We start from the raw sequence: 19,117 nt of genomic DNA on the forward strand, positions 1-19,117 counted from the left end.
ACCGGAAGACCTTCCATATTACCATCTTGACCAGTAACGCTAGCTAGGCAAAAGATATGAGACCGATCCAATTCGTTCAACACTTTCGAATGACTTTGGCCACCTAAAAGACTTACCTTCTCTTCAAGTCCTAAGCGGGCAATTAAAGCCGTCAACTCTTCCCGCTCGGCTCCTTCACCAATGATTGTCAAATGAAAATTAGGAATTTGCTTCTGAACGATTGAGAGTGCTTGAATTAAATGGTTATGCCCTTTCTTCTCAACAAGCCGACCAACGGAAATTAAACGAATTTCACCATTGTCCAAGGTTCGCGGTCGAAATCTAAACGATAAATCCACGCCCAAATGACAGACAATCACTTTTTCAGTTGGGCACCCAAGTGCAATGAGTTGTTGTTTTATGGCCTCTGATGGAACAGCGAATAATTCCCCAACTTCAAATAATTCGATATATTGCTTCATTTTCTTCGGGGTTCTATTCGGATATTGCCGGGCATCGTACCCATGGATAAAGGTAAGCATCGGAATACCCAGCTTCTTTTTGGCCGATAGAGCGTATAGCGCACTAGGACCAAAGTGAGCGTGAATTAAATCTACACGGCTCTGTTCCAAGGCTTTTGCCAAGTCCGCCTTATTATGAATCTCTATCAAATCTAAGGCAGGAAACAAATGTTCATTCTTCCGTTTACTTGTAAATACTACATTCCGAAACCATTGATTTTGTACAATCTGCCGAAGAACAAAGGTTTCACTTAGATGTAGGAATTCTTTCGTTATGTGTCCGATTGTTTTCATTATGGATCCCTCCCGTCTTTGCTAGTGATGCTTCAAATTATTATTTAGAAATTCATAGACCAACTCCAAATTATTTTCAGGATTTCGACCTATTCTTTTGTTAAATTCATGTACAAACGGCCGTGGATTTTTCAACATATCCTCATAATAAACATCAATAATATCCTGCTTATCGATACCAAAATTATGTCGATAATAATATAGGTTTTTTAAATAAATAGTTAATATTTCATCCGCTGTCTTTCTGTTCATTTTTTTTTGACGGTAATCTAAAGAATAGACCGAAGATTCAAAGGGTCTATGAACAAAAACATAGGTAATATCAGCTATTTCCTCAAAATAAGGTTTCCAGATTTCAAATGTTAATAGCGTTCTGGGGTCTTTAAGTCCCCAAACAGGTTTTACTTGATTCGATAAAAAAGCGTGAATTTGTTCTGATGGGAAACTGGATTTGATCACCTGATCTCTTGTAGGCGGGTTCCAGACTCCACCACCGATACTATTCAGCAACATATCGTTCATTTCGACGAAATCCTGATTCTCAAAATATCCTTTCTTATTATGACGGCTTGGCGGTATTAAGTTGTTCCCCATATGAATGCCCAAATGATGCATCACCCCAGCTGTAGCGCTGGAGCCAGATCGATGAAGACATAACACAAGGAATAATTTACTTTTTTCAGCCAAAACTTTCCCTCCCCAATGATTGATTGATATTCGCTTGGCTATTTGCTAAAGTTATAGACCACAAATGGAAATTTAGCAAAACCATCATCTGTCTAAAAAGATGAAAAAGACTTTAAAAAGGACCATTGCGAGTCATACTTGAGATTCGCAATGGTGTCTTTCCCTCTACTTGTTATTGTTCCCAATCAAGATTTTCACCCAAAATTTCATATAACCGCTGATTGTGCGGTTTAAAGTAATCAATAAGGTGCTTCCTCATAACGTCATCCATCTTTGAGTAATGGCCTGCATTGTATTTTTTTCCCTTGTTTAACTCCCAGACTGGCAAGTTTAAGAAATGGAGCACTCTATCGAAAACGGTTAATGGATCATAAAAAAAATCTTCACTTTTGACGATCAAAAACTGTTTTTTAGGGAACTTCTCCATCCAGGCTTTTAGTTGATCAACATAGATGCCTCTGGATAAATAGGAGTAATGTTGATGATTATAACTGTAGTAATTTTCATCCTTCATCATCTTCTCTTTTTCGCCTTGTAATCTCGCAGCTTCTTTTTCAATAGCTTCTTCAAAAGATAATGTTTCTGCCCCCAACCTTATTTCATGTTGAAAATGTGAATAAGCTCTGTCGACCGGGTTTCTCAACATGACTATGATCTTCACTCGTGGCATCATTTCTGATATTCTCTGAGGAGCATGGGGATGGAAAATATAATAAGGACTTGCTTCTCCGGTAATTAGATTAGGGTTATTTTCAAATACCAGTGGGAAATGTTTTCTATACCAAGCAATACCTTTCTCAAATTGATAATCAAAAAAATGAACTTCTTTCTTCTTAGCTGGTACTACATTTGGATGTTTTATTAAATAATTATACAGTGATGTGGTTCCGCATTTTTGAGCCCCGATTATAAGAAAATCCGGCATTCGTTGTTGTTCAATCATTTTATTCATTATCCCCCTCCTTATCACTCATCAAAAACTCTATAGGTTGAACATATCTCTATATTATTTTTATGCTCGGTTGATTAAACATGGAATAGGCCTTATACTATTTTTACACCTAGATTTTTACCTTTGCCCATACGCTAACCGGATCCCTGTAATTTGAAGAGTGTATTGTTAACAAAGTGCATGAATGCCCCCGAAAGATTTTCGAAAAAACGAAGAAAAGTAGGCTTAACGAAAGCTTGCTTTTTTATAGGCAAAAAGCCCAGAAAAACTTTTTCAAGTCCCTCATATCTGCTCCCCCAATGCATTCCTATAGAAAACATTTCATGTTTCAATACTACACAAAACTAGATTCTATACACATTACCGTTTGTTGGTAAGCTTTTACCAAAGTTTAATATTCGCATACTTTTATCAGGTGGTATTCCGAATTATAGCCCATGCAGTTGCAGCAATGTCACAATTTACAGCAGTATGGCAATTTTATGTGACTGGTGCCGTTTTAGGTTTGGCTGTAGCACTTGTTTTTGTTATCCCTGCACCGATTATGGTTGGGAACTGGTTTCAAAAGAAGGTTGGACTAGAAATGGGAATTGCGGTGTCATTTTAAGGAATTGGCGGGCAATCATGAACCCAATTATCTCATCTTCTATTGAAAACTTTGGATGGAGAAATGCGTATCTAATAATGGCAGGAATCGTACTTTTACTTGTTTTGCCGTTTACATTATTTGTTAATAACTTTAAACCTGCAGACATTGGACTAAAGCCATTTGGTTATGAAGAAAACAGCCAAGTAGCAGTCAGCGCTTGGGGTGATAACTTTTTTAGACAACTCGGAAATGGTACTGATACTACCAGTAATGTTCCAATAACTGTTATCGGGCTTAACAATACTACCGCTATTACATTCTCATCTTGTTAACCACGATGAGGCTTGTTACCTCATTCATCCTATTTTTCCGCTGAATATATTTTATTAACTATTATGTACTGGAGGTCATTTTAGAATATAAGAAAAAAAGCTAAAGGTAAGCTCACCTTTAGCTTTTTCTCTGCATTTACTCCTCCTTTTCCCCTTGTAATGTGTATATTTTTTGCACAAGCCTTACATAATCAGCTTCCTTTGCAATATCAAAGCGCTCACTGGCAACCTCAAGCCCATATGCTGACTCTGATTGTAGCATCATCTTGATCGCATCGGTTAACTGCACCTCAGAACCAACTCCAGGTTTTGTCTGCTCTAAGCATGAAAAAATGTCTGGCTTCAAAATATATCTTCCTGTAACAGCAAGGTTTGAGGGTGGATTCGTTTTTGGTTTTTCAACTATATCAGAAATTTTATATAAATTATCTTTTTCCTTTTTTTCGACTTGAATGACTCCATAGCTTTTCAAATATTCTTCATCCACCTGTTGTAAGGCTATGACATTTTTACCATATTCATTATAAGAGTCTATTAACTCCTCTAATGGATTTTGTTTAGTAGAAAGGTAAATTTCATCCGGTAGCAAGATCGCAAATGGATCGTTTCCAACAAATTCCTTCGCTAATAAAACGGCATGCCCTAACCCCTTTGGATAGAACTGCCTCATATAATAAATTTTCACTTTCGGAAGCTCCAATGTGTTGAGGAGGTGTTTTTTATTTTGTTGCTCTAAAAATGCTTCTAATTCTAGGGATCTATCATAATAATCGACAATTAAGTTCTTGGTACGTGAGACAATCATTAAAATCTGCTCAATACCTGCTTTCACAGCTTCTTCGACAATGTAATCAATAGCTGGTCGACCTGCAATAGGGAGCATTTCTTTAGGAAGTACTTTCGTCATTGGTAATCCCCGTGTTCCAAACCCAGCTGCTGGAATAATAGCCTTTTTAATCATTTAGTTGTCTCCCCCCTTCTGTTATTATTCAATTTATTCACGAGTGCTTTACGAGGAAGTTGTCCACCTTAGAAAGGGCGACTAAATGAGAAAAACGCATAACGTTTATTAGTAAGGAATATGGTAGTTTTTAAACTAAAAAAACCACGGTTTCAAAATCCCTAGGCTACTTACGCATAGTATTTTTTATAAATGCTTGTTTATGAAATATGATGCGTTTCCATATCTAGAGGGCAATTTCTTTATTTTAATTAAATTATGTAGTAGAGAAGCGTTGATCACCTTCTCCATATATTTTCATTAAAATATTTACCTTCGATTCTTTTTTCTTCCTTGCTTCACGGTAGTTTTCCGATAGTCCTAAAAGTCAATATTGTGATCCTGCTTTATGAAAGAACAAAAAGCTACCCATATTTGAGTAGCCTAAAATTACTATATAAAATTAATTCATCATTTCATTAGCATGCTGTGTTTCCTCAAGCCTTCGAAGTCTTTCTTTAGCACGTCGGATTTCCTTCTCACCGTTTTCTCCAGAATTTTCAACTATGCGTAATTGTTCTTTCGCAAGTAATACCAAGTTCTGTGCATGCTGGAACCGCTCTAGGTCATCATTTCCTTGTGTTTCGATTACTGCTTTCTCGGCTTCATCGACCGATTGGATAAATAGATGTGTTCCATTTTCCATTAACTTCTTCCCCTTCAAAAAGTAGTAGTACAAGTCCTTCCACCTGAATACACTGTTGAGACAAGTTTTTTTCAAGGAGTGTAGAGAGTGGGAGTATTGTTAAGTTATGTTTTATTAGGTCTAAGTCTAGCGGCACCAATAGGACCTGTTAATGCTGCACAATTAGACCGGGGTATAAAATTTGGCTTTTTACATGCATGGTTAGTTGGTGTTGGTGCTGTTCTAGCTGATGGGGTTTATATGCTGGTCGTTTACCTTGGACTAGTGTCGTTTATTAATACCCCATTTATTCAAACATTCTTATGGTTATTTGGGTGTTTTGTTTTAATCTACACTGGGATAGAGAGCCTTTTAAGTGCCGGAAAAATCAATATGCAGAGTTCCAGAAATCTGGAACCTGCTTCTAAAGCTTTTTTGTCCGGTTTTATCATGTCAATTACAAATCCGTTAACCATATTATTCTGGTTAGGGATCTACGGTTCTGTATTAGCTAAAACAGCCGCAACATCAACAAATAGTGAGCTTATCATTTACAGTGCAGCTATTTTCTGTGGTTTATTGCTCTGGGATGTAACCATGGCCACGATAGCAAGTGGGTTCCGGAGAATTTTAACATCACTTCTGTTAGCACTCATATCGATCATATCCGGCCTATCACTCATTGGTTTCGGTATTTATTTTGGAATCCAAGGTATCACACTTTTGCTAAGTTACTAAGGTTTTTCAAGCTTTTCAAACAATGTTCCCATACTCATGGCATCTTTCTTTTTCCATCCTGCATTTTTAACAAATGCAAATATACCAATAATCAAGACAAAGCCTAAACTAATAAAGAAGCCTGGACGAATTTCCTTACTAAATAAGGTGCCACTAACGGCAAGCAATATGAACAGCATACCCAAATAATATTTCAGTTTCCCAAGGAATCCAGGCTTTAATAGGCGATTCGCAGACAATAAGATAAACAGCCAATTGTATAACAGCATAAGTCCTGCACCAGTTGTTATATATTCATAAATGCTATCTGGCATTAAGAGTGAACTGATGATGGACGCGAGTAGTCCCGAAGCCGTTAATAGAAAGGCTGGTAAAGGTACCTTTAATTTTCCTTTTTTCGAAAAGATTTTTGGAGCATCTCCATCTTCTGACAGATTGACTAATATACTGGTTACCCCATAGAGGGCCGCAACCATAGTGGAGAAACCACCTATAATGAGGGCCCCATTAAAAATATCTGCAACAAGTGGGATATTATAATTATCAAGAGCCACAACAAAGGTGCTTTCTTCTCCTGTAAAAACATTCCATGAGACAAGCATAATAGCAAGTCCAATTGATCCTAAATAAATGATCGTCAATAGAAGAATCATTATCTTTCCAGCCTTTGGGGCTTCACTTTTATCCTTAAGCTGGGTTGCCATTAGACCCATCACTTCAATTCCACCAAATGCATAATAGGCAAAAATTAAAGCTGACCAAAGCCCCATGATTCCTTTTGGAAAATATTCAGTTGGAAATTGAGGCTCACGTATTCCATCGATCGCACCTGTGACTGCCAACACTCCAATGACGATAAACATCAGAATGGCAGATATTTTAATGAGTGCAAAGACATTCTCAAGTTTATTGATACCGCTGGTCCCAATTAATAAAACCCCTAACCCTAATACTCCATAGATTGCAGCAAAAATCCAAAGCGGAATATTCGGAAACCAAAACTTTGTAAAAATGGATAATGCCGTTAACTGACTTCCCATAATAAGGATCTCAGCACTCCAATATATCCATCCAATACTAAAACCTGCCCAGTTTCCAAAAGCTTGTTTCGCATAGGTACGAAATGCCCCTTTTTCAGCCTTCTTTGCAGTTAATTTAGCTAAGCCATCATATACAAAGTAGGTTCCAATAGCAGCTATAACAAATAAAATCAAGATAGAAGGGCCAGCCGTGCGTATGCCAATACTAGACCCTAAAAAAAAGCCTGTACCTATTGTACACCCGACACCAAATAAAGAGAGCTGCCACCACTTAATCTTTTTCTCACTTTTTTCTTTCGCCATTTTCCCCTACCTCTTTACTTTTTGGAATAAAGAATCTGTTCTGACCCGCTTCGGTGGCTTAATGAAAAATAATACAAGTATAGATGCAATTACCGAAATTCCTGTTACAGAGAAAAACAAAATATCATGTGAAAGCTTCATTAATATTGCGAATACAGGAGGGCCCACAGCAACACCTATAAATCGAAAACTACTATAAATAGAGGTAATAGTGCCTCTTTCATCTTTTTCTGTACCATTTGTAATGAGTGCATCCAAACTTGGAAGAGCTATTCCAATGCCTACTCCACAAACAACAAGAGCAGCTAAAAAAATATATAGGTTTTCGGTATAACAAATCCCAAAAACAGCCAATGTAGATCCAAAAACCCCTGTAAAAATGATCCATTTGATTACATTTTTATCATCACCTAGCTTCTTTCCAGTGATGAATGAAGCGAGGCAAAGGGCACCAAGTGGAATTGCAAGGATGAGACCTTTCTTAATTCCATCAATCCCGTATTTGTCCTCCAAAATCGAAGATAAAAAGAAGAGCATACCAAAAAGAATGTAAAAACATATAGCTCCAACAATAAAGATAGAAATCAGCCATCGTCCCTCTTCCTTAAGGGTACGCATAATTTTTTTCAGAAAAAAAGCAAAGCTTGAGGTATCTACCTCATCGTCCTTTGGCGTTTGAACCATAAATTGAATCAAAAGAATTGAAATCAAACAAAAAATTGGAAAAGCAAAAAAAGGCAAATACCAAATCATAGCAGCCAATATTGCACCTAAAATTGGGCTTAGCACTTTTCCAAAGGTATTGGATGTTTCGATTAATCCTAGTCCGGTATTCACATCTTTTTCACTTTTACACATATCCCCTACCAATGGTAAAACAATCGGTGAAGCTCCAGCTGCTCCAACACCTTGTAATAGTCTTCCTATTAGAATTAAGATATAAGGGCTTTCGAATAACCACGAAGCTAGCCCTGAAAGTAAACCTCCAATCCCAGCAATAATTAAGCTTGGGATGATCACTTTTTTCCTTCCGATTCGATCAGAGAGAAAACCAGCAATAGGTATTAAAATAATCGCAACAACCGAATATATCGTAATGATCAAGCTTGATTGAAAAGAAGAAATAGCGAGTTCCTTTTCCATGATTGGTAAAACTGGAATCAGCATAGAATTGCCCAAGGTCATGACTAATGGGATGGATGCAAGCGAAAGCACGCCCCATTTCTCTTTTTTGTGCATTCTCCTATCTCCTTCGGAATTCTAATCGTTTATATCAAGATTAACCTATCCTTAAACATCCCTTACTATGCATAAAGGGTTTAAATTGATGTGGCCAGATGAAATGTAAAAATGCCAGAAATAAATAAAGATAATCGACTTCAATAATAAAATGCAAATAAGTTGGAAAATTTATTACTAACACAAAATGAGGTGAGTAGAACAAATGCCAAAGATTAATTTAAATGGAGTAAGTCTGTACTATACCATTAAGGGAAAAGGGGTACCTATCGTTTTTATTCATCCACCTGTACTTACTTCCGTTAATTTCAATTACCAATTAGACGATTTATCTAAAAACTTTCAAGTCTTAACCTTTGATATTAGGGGGCACGGAAGAAGTAGTTATTCAAGTCATCCTATAACTTATCAATTGATTGTTGATGATATCAAACGTTTGTTGGACTATCTTGAAATAAAAAAAGCATTTATTTGCGGCTATTCAACCGGAGGATCTATCGCATTAGAATTTTTGATAACATCAGCCGATCGAGCTTTAGGAGGAGTTGTCATTGGAGGAATGTCAGAAGTATTGGATCAGTCGTTACGAAAGAAGATTTCATTAGGTGCTAAGCTTGCGAATGCTGGAGCTGTACCATTATTGGCGTGGTCTATATCGTGGAGCAATTCAAAAAATACACTAAAGCTGTTTAAGAAAATGGTTACAGAAGCTCGAAAAGGAGATTCAAGAAACATCGAGCAATACTATCGGTATAGCTTGGATTATAATTGTACTAACCAATTGAATCAAATCGCCCTTCCCGTTTTATTAATTTATGGAAAAAAGGATAAGCCATTTCATTCTTACGCGAAGCAATTGCATAAAAAATTACCTGTTAATGAATTAAAGTTTATTGAAAATGCTGATCACCATATACCAACTGATGCTGCAAAAGAATTAAATGAATTAATATTTCAATTTGTAAGTTTACAACACAACAATAATGAAGATGATTAATTAAAAAATATCCACAAAACCTCAAACTGTCATTATGGATGGTCCATAATGTATGAACCACTTGCACTATTGGACTTAAATTACGCTAGGTGACAAACTAACCATTCCCAAATAAACCATTCATATAAACATATCATCGCAATCATGTAACAAACACCAAAAGATGCCAGAAACTACTTTCTCAAAAATTACCATGACTTTTGATTACTATGCAGGTTTCTTTAAACATTTATTAGTTACGATGAAAAAATTGAAATATAAAAGCATTTAAACATCACAAACACTTGGGTAAATTAATAAAAAATGTTATAATTAGTATCAGATACTAAAACCAGGTATAATAAAAAGTGAAATAAAATTTTTTATGCTGTTATGGAGGTAACAATGGAGGACTTAATTCAATTAGAAGGTAAAAATATCGTCGTTATGGGCGTAGCGAATGAAAGAAGTATTGCATGGGGAGTTGCTGAATCCCTTTATAAAGCTGGGGCAAAAGTCATTTATACATATCGTCTAGATCGTTCACGTGAAAAGTTGGAAAAATTATTAGAGAAATACAACTACCCTGCTGAAATGATTGTTAGATGTGATGTGAATAGTGATGAAAGTATTGCACAAGCATTTACTGAAATTGGTGAAAAAGTAGGAACGATTCACGGCTTAGTACACTCTGTTGCATTCGCCAATGCAGATGACTTAAAAGGTGATTTTATCGATACATCAAGAGATGGATATGCGTTTGCACAAGACACGAGTGCCTACTCATTAGTGGCAGCAGCAAAAGCAGCTCGACCTTATTTAGCAGAGGATGCTTCAATCTTAACCATGTCTTACCTAGGTGCTGTTCGAGCTCTTCCTGGTTATAATGTAATGGGAATTGCAAAAGCTTCACTTGAAGCATGTGTGAGATATCTGACATTTGACCTTGGAAAAGACGGAGTAAGAATCAATGCGATTTCAGCTGGCCCAATCAGAACATTAGCTGCTAAAGGAGTGCCAGGATTCAATGATATTATGAAAATGATTGAAGAAAAAGCTCCACTTAAGCGAAATGTTACAAAAGAAGATGTCGGTAACATGTCCATCGCCATGTTAAGTAATCTATCACGCGGTGTAACGGGTGAAGTAATCTATGTAGATTCCGGTTATAATATTGTAGGGTAAAAAATGAGGGCGAGACCATTAATGGCTCGCCCTTTCTTATTTTAAAATTCTAAATCCATTCTCAACTCGTCAACATACTCCCTCGAGCCTGTAACAACCAAACGATCCCCTAGCTGTAGGTCTGTATCCCCGTGTGGAACGATGGAATCCTTGCCTCTAAAGATTCGAACAAAGATGACATCTCCGGTAAATGGGAAATTACGAAGCATGGTTCCATCATATAGGCTATTGTTCATATCAATTTCATACAAGGACTGTTCCTGATTGGTTAGGATTGTCATAATACTAGGTACTTCTATTAACGCACGAAGCAATGTATTAGTCGACATGAGTAAAGAGAATACTTCGATGTTTTGATCCTTGAGTTCATCACCAAGTGAACCGGATTCAATTCTCGCAATAACACGTTCTACTCCATTATCCTTCGCGTATTTCGCAATTTCGGCATTCTGCTCATCAGACCCAGTAGTTATAACTAAAATCTCTACATCAAACACATTTAACTCTTGTAAGGTTTCAATTGAATAATCTTCAAGCCCGACAATATCAAACACAGAATCAGAATGTTTTTTATCAATCTTATCCTGCATTGTATGATAAATCGTCGTATCATACAATTTTGAGTTTAAATCCCTTATCACAGGTAATGACATTTGGTTTGCACCAATAAAGGAAACGCGGATAACTGGGTCTTCGTCCATTTGTTTTGGAAAAAGCTTTTTAAACCCTATTGGTGAAACGATACTAGCTATAACTGCAACTAGGATCAAGGCACCCGACATTCGGTCATCAATGATTCCCATCTTCTCCCCAACAGTTGCTGCTGCAATCACAAGAGATAAGGTGGATGTTAATAAAGCACCAGCGCCAATCGTGGTTCGCCAATCATACCAGCGCTTGATATAAAGAATCGGAACCATTTTTGAAATAACTAAAGCAATAAATAATAATGGAATCAGGATTAAAATCTTCGGATCCTGGAAAAGCGCCCAAAGATCAAGTTCAACCCCAATCATCACGAAAAAGATTGGTATTAAAAATCCATAACCAAACGAATCAAGCTGCTGCACCATATCATGATTTGGAGACAATAGTGAAACTAAGACACCCGCTAAAAATGCGCCCAAAATGTTCTCTGCGCCGATTGTTTCGGATAGAGCAACAAGAATCATGATTAGTGCAAAAATAGCTCTTGTTCCAATTTGAACTGTTCCTTTTGACATCGTTTCAAGGAAGGAGCGATTTTGAAACCTCTTCCCTACCAAATAGAGGAGTACCCCTGCACCAAATAGGATTAACAGAAGCCACATATTGCTCTCTCCGCCTCCGTAAATAGAGGCAAATACAGCTAATAAAATCATCGTAACAAGGTCAGCGACTACAGCAACAAGTAGAATAATCTGACCAATATTTGTTTTCATAATTTGGGCATCCTTAAGGGTTGGTACCACCACTCCTAATGAAATCGTCGAAATAATCAATGTCATTAAAAAGGCATTATCGGTAAAACCCGTCCACACAAATACGAATGATAATAGAAGCGATAAAATAAATATACCTGCAAACACAACTACTGACACAACGAAAGTATTTGGTGCCTTTTTGCCACTCTGTAGTGTTTGTTTCTTTTTCCTTCCAGCAAATGCAGAAAAGTCTATTTCAACACCACTTAAAAACATTAAAAAGATAAATCCTAATGTTGATAAGGTTTCAAGCCACATATCAGGTTCAACCACGTCAAACCCACTTTTTCCAATAATAATCCCCATGATAATTTCAGCTACAACAACTGGGATTATCCGGAGTTTTAGCCTATGTAATAACAGTGGTGTCAAAAAGGCCACCACCATCACAATTACTAAAGATGTTAATGAAGCACCATGTTCCATGTTTTACCCCCTTATATTTCACACTAAAATTGGATCAAACAAGATAGCCCATAAAAAAGGTGGCTAATCCAAAATAAATGAGAATACTAATAATGTCATTAATGGTGGTAATAAAAGGTCCTGACGCAACCGCTGGGTCCACCTTTAAACGATGCATCAATAAAGGTACAAGCGCACCGGCAAGTGTTGCCACAATTAATGTAATTAAAATAGAAAATCCAACTAATAATCCAAGAAAGAAATCACCTTTCCAAAAATAAACCACAAACATGATGACTGTTCCACAAACAGCCCCAGTTATGACACCGGTCCCAGCTTCCCTTAAGATTAATAGCCATTTATTCTCATCCTCATCCTCGCCAATCGCAATTCGACGAACGGCGACAGCCAGCGCTTGTGTTCCAGTATTCCCTGCCATACCTGCAATTAACGGAATAAAAACAGCTAAAATTGCAACTTGATCCAACGTCGCTTCAAATCGTCCGATTAAACTTGCTGTCATCATTCCAAGGAAGGATAAAATAATGAGCCATGGTAATCTCTTCTTAGCGGATGTAAAAATATTCTTATCAGCAGAATCTACATCTGATATACCTGCAAGCTTTGAGTAATCATCAGAAGCTTCTTCATCGATAACGTCAATAATGTCATCTACAGTAATAATTCCTAATAAATGATTTTGAAAGTCAATAACCGGGACAGCTAAGAAATTATAGTCCCTCATCTTCCGTGCGACCTCTTCTTGGTCTTCACTAACAGACACGGAAACAACACGGTCATTCATAATTTCATGGATCATTGTATCGTCTTCACTTATAAGCAAATCACGGATTGAAATAACACCAACAAGTCGTTTTTCTTCATCGATTACATACACATAATAAATCGTTTCAGCTCGAGGTGCTTCCTTTTTCAAAATATACATAGCTGATTTTACGGTTTGGTTAGCATTTATGGCAATAAATTCGGTAGTCATGATGCTACCAGCTGTATATTCTTCATAATGAAGAAGCTGTTTAATTTCCCCTGCAGCTTCAACATCCATAATGGTCAAATAGCTGGCAACCTGGTCTTTATCTAATTCATTTAATACGTCAACAGCATCGTCAGCATACATTTGGGAAAGCATGTCTGCGACAAAGGTTGGATCCATCTCTGATAAAAGCTCTTCATATTCATTCTCATCGATTTCCAGGTTTTCATAAACCTCGGCCATTTCAGTTGGAGATAAAAAAAGATATACGCGCATTCTAGCATCTTTTGGTAATTTTGCATAGAATTTTGATCTTTCATATGGATGTATTTCTAAGAATATGGCCCGGAATTCGTCAATATTCTCATTTTCAAGAGCAGTTAGCAATTGTTCATTTTCTAATTGCTGTTGCTCTTTTTCTGTTACTTCTTGTTGTAGCATGTTCTTTCCCCCCCTTTCAACTGAAAAATAAAATCTTAACATACTTTTCATAAAATGTAACATACGACCATTTACTTTTAGTGGCAAAATGTATATCATTATTTTTTTAGTTTGCACGATGTAATGATTTGCAACGAAGCAAAAATAAGCTAAGATAGAATTGGCTCTTGAAATGCGTAAGACACGCGTGAAGCTGGATTTTAGATTTAAAAACAGGATATTGAATTATACCCTGTTACCTATGATATAAAACTCGTGCCTGATTAGAAAGGATTTTTATCCATGAATAAAGAAAATACTCCTCAAAAAATTGATTATACATTGTTGTTTATTTTATTTCTCATGGCCATTGTTAGTGCTATTGCAATCCAAAGCGCACAGCCCTTTTTACCGGAAAAGCTTAAAAATATAAATTTCGCAGCTCAACAGCTTCAGTGGTATGTGATTGGTATTGTCGCCATCATCGGGACCATGGTAATTGATTTTGACCGTTTCAAAATGATTTCCTGGTACTTATATGGATTCGGGATGGTGCTATTATTTGGTCTTTTTGTTGAAAAATATATTGTTGACATCCCTTTTGCAACTATGGTAAAAGGTGCAACGAGCTGGTACAATTTTGGATTTGCTAGCTTTCAGCCATCAGAACTAATGAAAATTATTATTATCATTGTATTAAGTAAAATTATTGCAGATCATCGGGAAAAATATCCGATTAATACGGTAAGGGATGATCTCCTTCTTATCGGAAAGATTTTATTAGCATCTGCCCCTCCGATTGGTTTTTTAGTTTTACAGCCTGATATGGGGATGACGATGGTCTTTATGTCCATCATTGCGACAATGATTCTTGTCGCAGGCATTAAATGGAGAATTATTTTTGCAGCTATCTTTTCAGCTGTTTTTGCAATTTCCCTAGGCGTATTTCTATACTTCAATTTTCCGGACTTTTTCTTTAAATATATTATTAAAGACTACCAGATGAATCGGTTTTATGGTTGGCTCGCACCTTTTGAAACAGCTGGTAACGAGGGCCACCAATTAGTTCGCTCCCTTCTTGCAATTGGGTCTGGACAATTACGCGGAAAAGGCTTCCAGGAATCAGAGGTTACGATTCCTGAAGGGCATACCGATTTTATATTTGCTGTAGTTGCCGAGCAGTTTGGATTTATCGGAACAAGTATTATTATTTCCTTATTCTTCTTATTAATCTATCGAATGATTCATATCGCACTAGAAAGTCACGACCCATACGGAAGTTACTTGTGTGCAGGTGTAATTGGAATGATTACCTTCCAAGTGTTCCAAAACGTCGGAATGACAGTTGGAATCTTACCTATCACTGGTCTTCCATTACCGTTCATTAGTTATGGAGGTAGTTCCCTCGCCACCTATATGATTGCTATTGGGATTGTGCTAAATGTTCGTTCAAGAACGAAAAAGTTTATGTTCGATTAATAGAAATAAAATCACGTCATACTTCTAATAATAGGTGTGGCGTGATTTTTTTGTTGAGAGGTGTTTTGGATGAAAATAGATGTAATCGGTGATATTCATGGGTGTTTTAAAGAACTTAAAGAATTAACGACGAAATTAGGTTATTCGTGGGAGCGCGGGATTCCATTACATACTGAGCGAGTCCTAGCATTTGTGGGTGACCTAACTGATCGCGGACCAAAGTCATTAAAGGTAATTGAAACAGTATACAGGCTCGTTGTTCAAGAGAAAAAAGGCTATTATGTACCGGGCAACCACTGTAATAAGCTATATCGTTTTTTTCTCGGGAACAAGGTCCATACTACACATGGCTTGGAAACAACGGCAGCTGAGTATGAAGCTTTGGATAAAAAAGAACAAGAATCGATTCGCAATCAGTTTATTAATTTGTATGAGGGTGCCCCTTTGTATGAGAGATTAGATGGGGGGAAATTAGTGATCGCTCACGCTGGGATACGTGAGGACTATATCGGACGCACTGATAAAAAGGTGAAAACCTTTGTGTTGTATGGGGATATTACAGGTAAGAATAACCCTGATGGGACACCGGAAAGACGGGATTGGGCCAAACGTTATCAGGGCTCGGCCTGGATCGTCTACGGGCATACGCCAGTGAAGAAGCCTAGATGGGTAAATCATACTGTGAATATCGATACTGGATGCGTGTTTGGTGGAAGCTTGACGGCTTTAAGGTATCCGGAAATGGAGACCATCTCAGTCCCTTCGTCAATGCCAATGGTGGAGGAGAAGTTTCGGGAGATTGGGTAGGTTCGTGCATTTTGTCGGGCATGTACCGCAAAACCTATATTGCGCGACACGCTCGCTCACTTTTTGCTGGAGCATGTACCGCTAAATTCAAAATTAGACATGATACCAAACAAGCGACCTCACAAGGTAACGGGTTCTGTTTCGAGGTGAAAATAGCAAAATAACGCTATATATATAACAGGTTTTAACACCTTAAATATCATCGCAATTGAATACTAAATTAGAATAGAAAATCGAAGGCAAAAAGAACATTAAGGATTCCGTTTACGGGTGCTGATAACAAGCTGCGGATTCCTGTAACTAGGTCCACACTATTGGTTGAGGGATCAGGTTAAGCTCCCGAGCTGATAATACACGGAAAAATTCCGCTTAATTTGTAATTATAATTAAAAAAGGTTTAAATAGAAGGAGAGATTCCGTCTATTTACTCAAAAAAGGGGAAAATGGGGACTTTCGCTTGGCATAATCGGAAAAACTCCCCTTATTTACCCCAAAATGAACTCCATTCTGCATTTAACCGGAAAATCTCCGTTTATTTTACTAATGCTGGTTACCAATGTCAAAATGGTATATAAATTGACGTTTATTAGGTTTTAAACATTGATAAATCAATAAAAACGAAGGCTCTAATTTAGATGATAAATTAGAGCCTCATTTGATATTTTTTTGTTGTTTTGTACCCTAAAAAAAACCCGCTACTCACAAGGTCGCTTTTTCCAATAACTTCTTCATATCTTCCGGCAGTTCAGCATCCATGACAATCTCTTTTTTATCGATCGGATGCAAAAAACGAAGCTCCCTGCAATGAAGTGCTTGCCTATCCATCTCCGCCCGCATCCCCCCATACAAATCATCCCCTACAATCGGGTGACCAATATGAGAGAGATGGACACGGATTTGATGAGTTCTACCTGTCTCTAGTTGAAGCTGCACATATGTATAATCAGCATACTTTTGAATAACCTGAAAATGGGTAACCGCCTTTTGCCCATCCTCCCGCACTTGGCGTTCAATTATGCTATCGTCCTTCCGCCCAATTGGGGCATCGATTGTCCCTAATTCCTCATCTATCACACCATGAACTATAGCTTCATACGTTCTCTTCAAGCTTCCAGCCTTTTGTTGCTGAGATAATAAATGATGGATATGCCTATGCTTTGCGACGAGCAATAACCCAGATGTATCTCGATCAAGCCGATTAACTAAATGAACCGTTGCCTTATGGTCTATCGATTGATAGTAATATAGAAGGGCATTCGCCAGGCTACCCGTCGAACTCTCCCTAGATGGAATTGATTGTTGGAATGGCGGTTTGTTCACAACCAAGACAAAAGGGTCCTCATACACAATTTGCAAAGGCAGATTTTCAGGTTTTAGCTCTATGCTGGGTTCCTCTCGTGGGAATACAACCTTTAGAACCTCACCTTCAACCAAACGATGTCGAACTGTTACAGGAGCGCCATTTATAAAAATGCCGCCACCTTCAAACTTAATCGCAGTTAAAGCTGTTTTTGAGATGGCTTGCTCTTTTAAAAACTCTCGAACAACTTTACCTTTATCTAAAAATGATATCTTCCATTCTAATGTAAAAGCCGTCACATTCCTTGACCCCTTTATCAATCCGAAATAAACGAATCACGTACCCTTTTCCAAAATGGGAAAGGGCGGAAACGTGCGAAACGCACTTTTTCAGGTGCAACCCTACATTGAATGGACTTTACATCCTTGTGCAACAGGGTCAAATGGTCAATCGTAATGTGAAAATCGACGTCATTCACGGGTTTCATTAAAATCGTATGATGGTTTGGTAAAATTAAGGGTGAACCTACCGTCCGGAACACGCGATTATTGATTGACGCCATTTCCGCAACCTGTATTGCCTCAATCGATGGATGTAAAATGGCACCACCAAGCGCTTTATTATATGCAGTACTCCCTGAAGGTGTCGAAATACATAATCCATCCCCACGGAATGTTTCAAAAAGCTGTCCCTTGATTTCGAGGTCCATCACAAGTGAACCCTCTACACTTTTTACCGTACATTCATTTAAAGCAAGATATCTTGATTCCCGACCACCATTGATATAGCGAATATATACCTCAAGTAATGGGTATTCAACCACCTGATAAGGGGTTTTGGCAATAGCTATTACAAGCTTTTCGATTTCTTCCGGAACCCAGTCTGCATAAAATCCAAGATGTCCTGTGTGAATCCCAACAAAGGCTGTTTTATCTAATCGGCTACGGTAACGATGAAAGGCATATAATAGTGTTCCATCTCCTCCGACAGTAACGACAATATCTGGTTGATCCTCGTCATATATGAGCCCGAAGTCCATTAAGTATGTTTTTATTTTTTGCATTAATGTATTCGAGTTCGAGTCACCTCTCGAAGTTACAGCAAATTTCATATTTTACACCCTATCTATTAAGATTTCGAATCCTTACTATCCGTTTTTCTAGAAAAAATAGCTTGCGCTTCTTGGATTTCGCCACGTATTTTGGACATTTCCTCATCTAGGAGAAAAGCAGCTTCTGATGCCCTTTGCAAGCGATGCTCGATTTCTTCAGGAAAACTGCCCTTATATTTGTAGTTTAAGGAATGTTCGATCGTTGCCCAAAAATTCATAGCAAGAGTGCGAACCTGTATTTCCACTAAAATTTTCTTCTCACCATTTATGGTTTGAACAGGATACTTGATTACAAGATGATAGGAACGATATCCACTCTCTTTCTTTTGTGAAATATAATCTCGTTCTTCTAAGATTTCTAGATCTGTTCGCATCCTTAAAAGCCCCACAACCCGCTTGATATCATCCACAAATTGACACATCATCCGTAACCCTGCGATATCCTGCATCTCTTCCTCAATTTTGTCGAGCGGAATGTTTTTCCTCTTTGCCTTATCTAAAATACTGGGGATTGGCTTTACTCTTCCTGTTACAAATTCGATAGGGGAATGGGTACCTTGCATTTCGAATTGAGTTCTCATTCCTTTAAACTTAATTTTCAGCTCATCCACCGCTTGCTTGTATGGAGCCAAAAAAAGATCCCAATCTTTACTCATAATAGACCCCCATTTTAATTAA

Annotated in this window: 19 protein-coding genes; 7 read left to right on the forward strand and 12 right to left on the reverse strand. The window is 37.6% G+C overall.

Going from position 1 to position 19,117, the window contains the following annotated elements; translation table 11 throughout:
* From V7138_RS14460 to V7138_RS14470, 3 genes are all read right to left on the reverse strand, one after another.
* Window positions 1–794: glycosyltransferase (locus V7138_RS14460; RefSeq protein ID WP_335398527.1), on the reverse strand; the 794-nt coding region annotated here is incomplete at its 3' end.
* A 21-nt stretch (window positions 795–815) separates the two neighbouring features.
* Window positions 816–1,481: a sulfotransferase family protein gene (locus V7138_RS14465; protein WP_335398529.1), complete on the reverse strand. Its 666-nt coding sequence runs from the start codon at window positions 1,479–1,481 to the stop codon at window positions 816–818.
* Between the two features lie 172 nt (window positions 1,482–1,653).
* The gene (locus V7138_RS14470) at window positions 1,654–2,433 is read right to left on the reverse strand and encodes a sulfotransferase domain-containing protein (RefSeq protein ID WP_335398531.1); all 780 of its coding nucleotides are present in this window, start codon (window positions 2,431–2,433) and stop codon (window positions 1,654–1,656) included.
* A 451-nt stretch (window positions 2,434–2,884) separates the two neighbouring features.
* Between V7138_RS14470 and V7138_RS14475 the strand changes: the two genes are divergently transcribed.
* Window positions 2,885–3,040: a hypothetical protein gene (locus tag V7138_RS14475; RefSeq protein ID WP_335398533.1), complete on the forward strand. Its 156-nt coding sequence runs from the start codon at window positions 2,885–2,887 to the stop codon at window positions 3,038–3,040.
* Window positions 3,041–3,057: 17 nt separating this feature from the next.
* Complete coding sequence (locus V7138_RS14480; protein ID WP_335398535.1) at window positions 3,058–3,354, forward strand: hypothetical protein; 297 nt, start codon at window positions 3,058–3,060, stop codon at window positions 3,352–3,354.
* A gap of 136 nt (window positions 3,355–3,490) precedes the next feature.
* Here the strand turns inward: V7138_RS14480 and V7138_RS14485 are convergent, their stop codons facing one another.
* Both V7138_RS14485 and V7138_RS14490 read right to left on the reverse strand, forming a co-directional pair.
* The gene (locus V7138_RS14485; protein WP_335398537.1) at window positions 3,491–4,315 is read right to left on the reverse strand and encodes a UTP--glucose-1-phosphate uridylyltransferase; all 825 of its coding nucleotides are present in this window, start codon (window positions 4,313–4,315) and stop codon (window positions 3,491–3,493) included.
* Window positions 4,316–4,757: 442 nt separating this feature from the next.
* Window positions 4,758–5,000 carry a hypothetical protein gene (locus V7138_RS14490; RefSeq protein WP_335398539.1) on the reverse strand — a complete coding sequence of 81 codons (243 nt, stop codon included), beginning with the start codon at window positions 4,998–5,000 and terminating at the stop codon, window positions 4,758–4,760.
* A gap of 87 nt (window positions 5,001–5,087) precedes the next feature.
* On the opposite strand from V7138_RS14490, the gene V7138_RS14495 reads away from it, so the two are divergent.
* The gene (locus V7138_RS14495; protein WP_335398541.1) at window positions 5,088–5,717 is read left to right on the forward strand and encodes a LysE family transporter; all 630 of its coding nucleotides are present in this window, start codon (window positions 5,088–5,090) and stop codon (window positions 5,715–5,717) included.
* On the opposite strand, the gene V7138_RS14500 is transcribed toward V7138_RS14495, so the two are convergent.
* Both V7138_RS14500 and V7138_RS14505 read right to left on the reverse strand, forming a co-directional pair.
* Window positions 5,714–7,060: an amino acid permease gene (locus V7138_RS14500; RefSeq protein WP_335398543.1), complete on the reverse strand. Its 1,347-nt coding sequence runs from the start codon at window positions 7,058–7,060 to the stop codon at window positions 5,714–5,716. The two genes, V7138_RS14495 and V7138_RS14500, sit on opposite strands and share 4 nt — an antisense overlap.
* Window positions 7,061–7,066: 6 nt before the next feature.
* Window positions 7,067–8,299 carry an MFS transporter gene (locus V7138_RS14505; protein ID WP_335398545.1) on the reverse strand — a complete coding sequence of 411 codons (1,233 nt, stop codon included), beginning with the start codon at window positions 8,297–8,299 and terminating at the stop codon, window positions 7,067–7,069.
* 205 nt (window positions 8,300–8,504) lie between these two features.
* Here V7138_RS14505 and V7138_RS14510 point away from each other — a divergent pair, with 205 nt between their 5' ends.
* Together V7138_RS14510 and fabI are read left to right on the forward strand one after the other, a co-directional pair.
* Entirely contained in the window at window positions 8,505–9,296 is a 792-nt protein-coding gene (locus V7138_RS14510; RefSeq protein ID WP_335398547.1) for an alpha/beta fold hydrolase, read from the forward strand.
* A 384-nt stretch (window positions 9,297–9,680) separates the two neighbouring features.
* Complete coding sequence (fabI, locus tag V7138_RS14515; RefSeq protein WP_335398549.1) at window positions 9,681–10,460, forward strand: enoyl-ACP reductase FabI; 780 nt, start codon at window positions 9,681–9,683, stop codon at window positions 10,458–10,460.
* A 41-nt stretch (window positions 10,461–10,501) separates the two neighbouring features.
* Here the strand turns inward: fabI and V7138_RS14520 are convergent, their stop codons facing one another.
* Both V7138_RS14520 and mgtE read right to left on the reverse strand, forming a co-directional pair.
* On the reverse strand, window positions 10,502–12,349 hold the full coding sequence (locus tag V7138_RS14520) for a monovalent cation:proton antiporter family protein (RefSeq protein ID WP_335398551.1): 1,848 nt from the start codon (window positions 12,347–12,349) through the stop codon (window positions 10,502–10,504).
* A gap of 34 nt (window positions 12,350–12,383) precedes the next feature.
* Window positions 12,384–13,763, reverse strand: coding sequence for a magnesium transporter (gene mgtE, locus V7138_RS14525; RefSeq protein ID WP_335398552.1), 1,380 nt, complete (start codon window positions 13,761–13,763; stop codon window positions 12,384–12,386).
* A 282-nt stretch (window positions 13,764–14,045) separates the two neighbouring features.
* Here mgtE and V7138_RS14530 point away from each other — a divergent pair, with 282 nt between their 5' ends.
* Window positions 14,046–15,221, forward strand: a complete 1,176-nt coding sequence (locus tag V7138_RS14530) for an FtsW/RodA/SpoVE family cell cycle protein (RefSeq protein ID WP_335398554.1) — start codon at window positions 14,046–14,048, stop codon at window positions 15,219–15,221.
* A gap of 69 nt (window positions 15,222–15,290) precedes the next feature.
* Window positions 15,291–16,028 (forward strand): bis(5'-nucleosyl)-tetraphosphatase PrpE, encoded by a 738-nt coding sequence (gene prpE / locus V7138_RS14535; RefSeq protein ID WP_335398556.1) that lies wholly within the window; start codon window positions 15,291–15,293, stop codon window positions 16,026–16,028.
* 699 nt (window positions 16,029–16,727) lie between these two features.
* On the opposite strand, the gene V7138_RS14540 is transcribed toward prpE, so the two are convergent.
* The 3 genes from V7138_RS14540 to V7138_RS14550 are packed head-to-tail and all read right to left on the reverse strand — an operon-like array spanning window position 16,728 to window position 19,095.
* Window positions 16,728–17,627 carry an RluA family pseudouridine synthase gene (locus V7138_RS14540; RefSeq protein ID WP_335398558.1) on the reverse strand — a complete coding sequence of 300 codons (900 nt, stop codon included), beginning with the start codon at window positions 17,625–17,627 and terminating at the stop codon, window positions 16,728–16,730.
* A gap of 17 nt (window positions 17,628–17,644) precedes the next feature.
* A complete protein-coding gene (locus tag V7138_RS14545; protein WP_335398560.1) occupies window positions 17,645–18,439 on the reverse strand; it encodes an NAD kinase in 795 nt (264 codons plus the stop codon).
* 17 nt (window positions 18,440–18,456) lie between these two features.
* The gene (locus V7138_RS14550) at window positions 18,457–19,095 is read right to left on the reverse strand and encodes a GTP pyrophosphokinase (RefSeq protein WP_335398562.1); all 639 of its coding nucleotides are present in this window, start codon (window positions 19,093–19,095) and stop codon (window positions 18,457–18,459) included.
* Between the last annotated feature and the right edge of the window lie 22 nt (window positions 19,096–19,117).

The sequence above is a fragment of the Bacillus sp. JJ1533 genome (genome assembly GCF_036965045.1).
In the GTDB taxonomy this organism is placed as follows: Bacteria; Bacillota; Bacilli; order Bacillales; family Bacillaceae_L; genus Ferdinandcohnia.

What these genes read in the sequence shown, in the direction of transcription:
- V7138_RS14470 (WP_335398531.1), bottom strand. Translation starts at nt 2,433, where the DNA reads ATGAATAAAATGATTGAACAACAACGAATGCCGGATTTTCTTATAATC.
- V7138_RS14475 (WP_335398533.1), top strand. Translation starts at nt 2,885, where the DNA reads ATGTCACAATTTACAGCAGTATGGCAATTTTATGTGACTGGTGCCGTT.
- V7138_RS14480 (WP_335398535.1), top strand. Translation starts at nt 3,058, where the DNA reads ATGAACCCAATTATCTCATCTTCTATTGAAAACTTTGGATGGAGAAAT.
- V7138_RS14485 (WP_335398537.1), bottom strand. Translation starts at nt 4,315, where the DNA reads ATGATTAAAAAGGCTATTATTCCAGCAGCTGGGTTTGGAACACGGGGA.
- V7138_RS14490 (WP_335398539.1), bottom strand. Translation starts at nt 5,000, where the DNA reads ATGGAAAATGGAACACATCTATTTATCCAATCGGTCGATGAAGCCGAG.
- V7138_RS14500 (WP_335398543.1), bottom strand. Translation starts at nt 7,060, where the DNA reads ATGGCGAAAGAAAAAAGTGAGAAAAAGATTAAGTGGTGGCAGCTCTCT.
- V7138_RS14505 (WP_335398545.1), bottom strand. Translation starts at nt 8,299, where the DNA reads ATGCACAAAAAAGAGAAATGGGGCGTGCTTTCGCTTGCATCCATCCCA.
- V7138_RS14510 (WP_335398547.1), top strand. Translation starts at nt 8,505, where the DNA reads ATGCCAAAGATTAATTTAAATGGAGTAAGTCTGTACTATACCATTAAG.
- fabI (WP_335398549.1), top strand. Translation starts at nt 9,681, where the DNA reads ATGGAGGACTTAATTCAATTAGAAGGTAAAAATATCGTCGTTATGGGC.
- V7138_RS14520 (WP_335398551.1), bottom strand. Translation starts at nt 12,349, where the DNA reads ATGGAACATGGTGCTTCATTAACATCTTTAGTAATTGTGATGGTGGTG.
- mgtE (WP_335398552.1), bottom strand. Translation starts at nt 13,763, where the DNA reads ATGCTACAACAAGAAGTAACAGAAAAAGAGCAACAGCAATTAGAAAAT.
- V7138_RS14530 (WP_335398554.1), top strand. Translation starts at nt 14,046, where the DNA reads ATGAATAAAGAAAATACTCCTCAAAAAATTGATTATACATTGTTGTTT.
- prpE (WP_335398556.1), top strand. Translation starts at nt 15,291, where the DNA reads ATGAAAATAGATGTAATCGGTGATATTCATGGGTGTTTTAAAGAACTT.
- V7138_RS14545 (WP_335398560.1), bottom strand. Translation starts at nt 18,439, where the DNA reads ATGAAATTTGCTGTAACTTCGAGAGGTGACTCGAACTCGAATACATTA.
- V7138_RS14550 (WP_335398562.1), bottom strand. Translation starts at nt 19,095, where the DNA reads ATGAGTAAAGATTGGGATCTTTTTTTGGCTCCATACAAGCAAGCGGTG.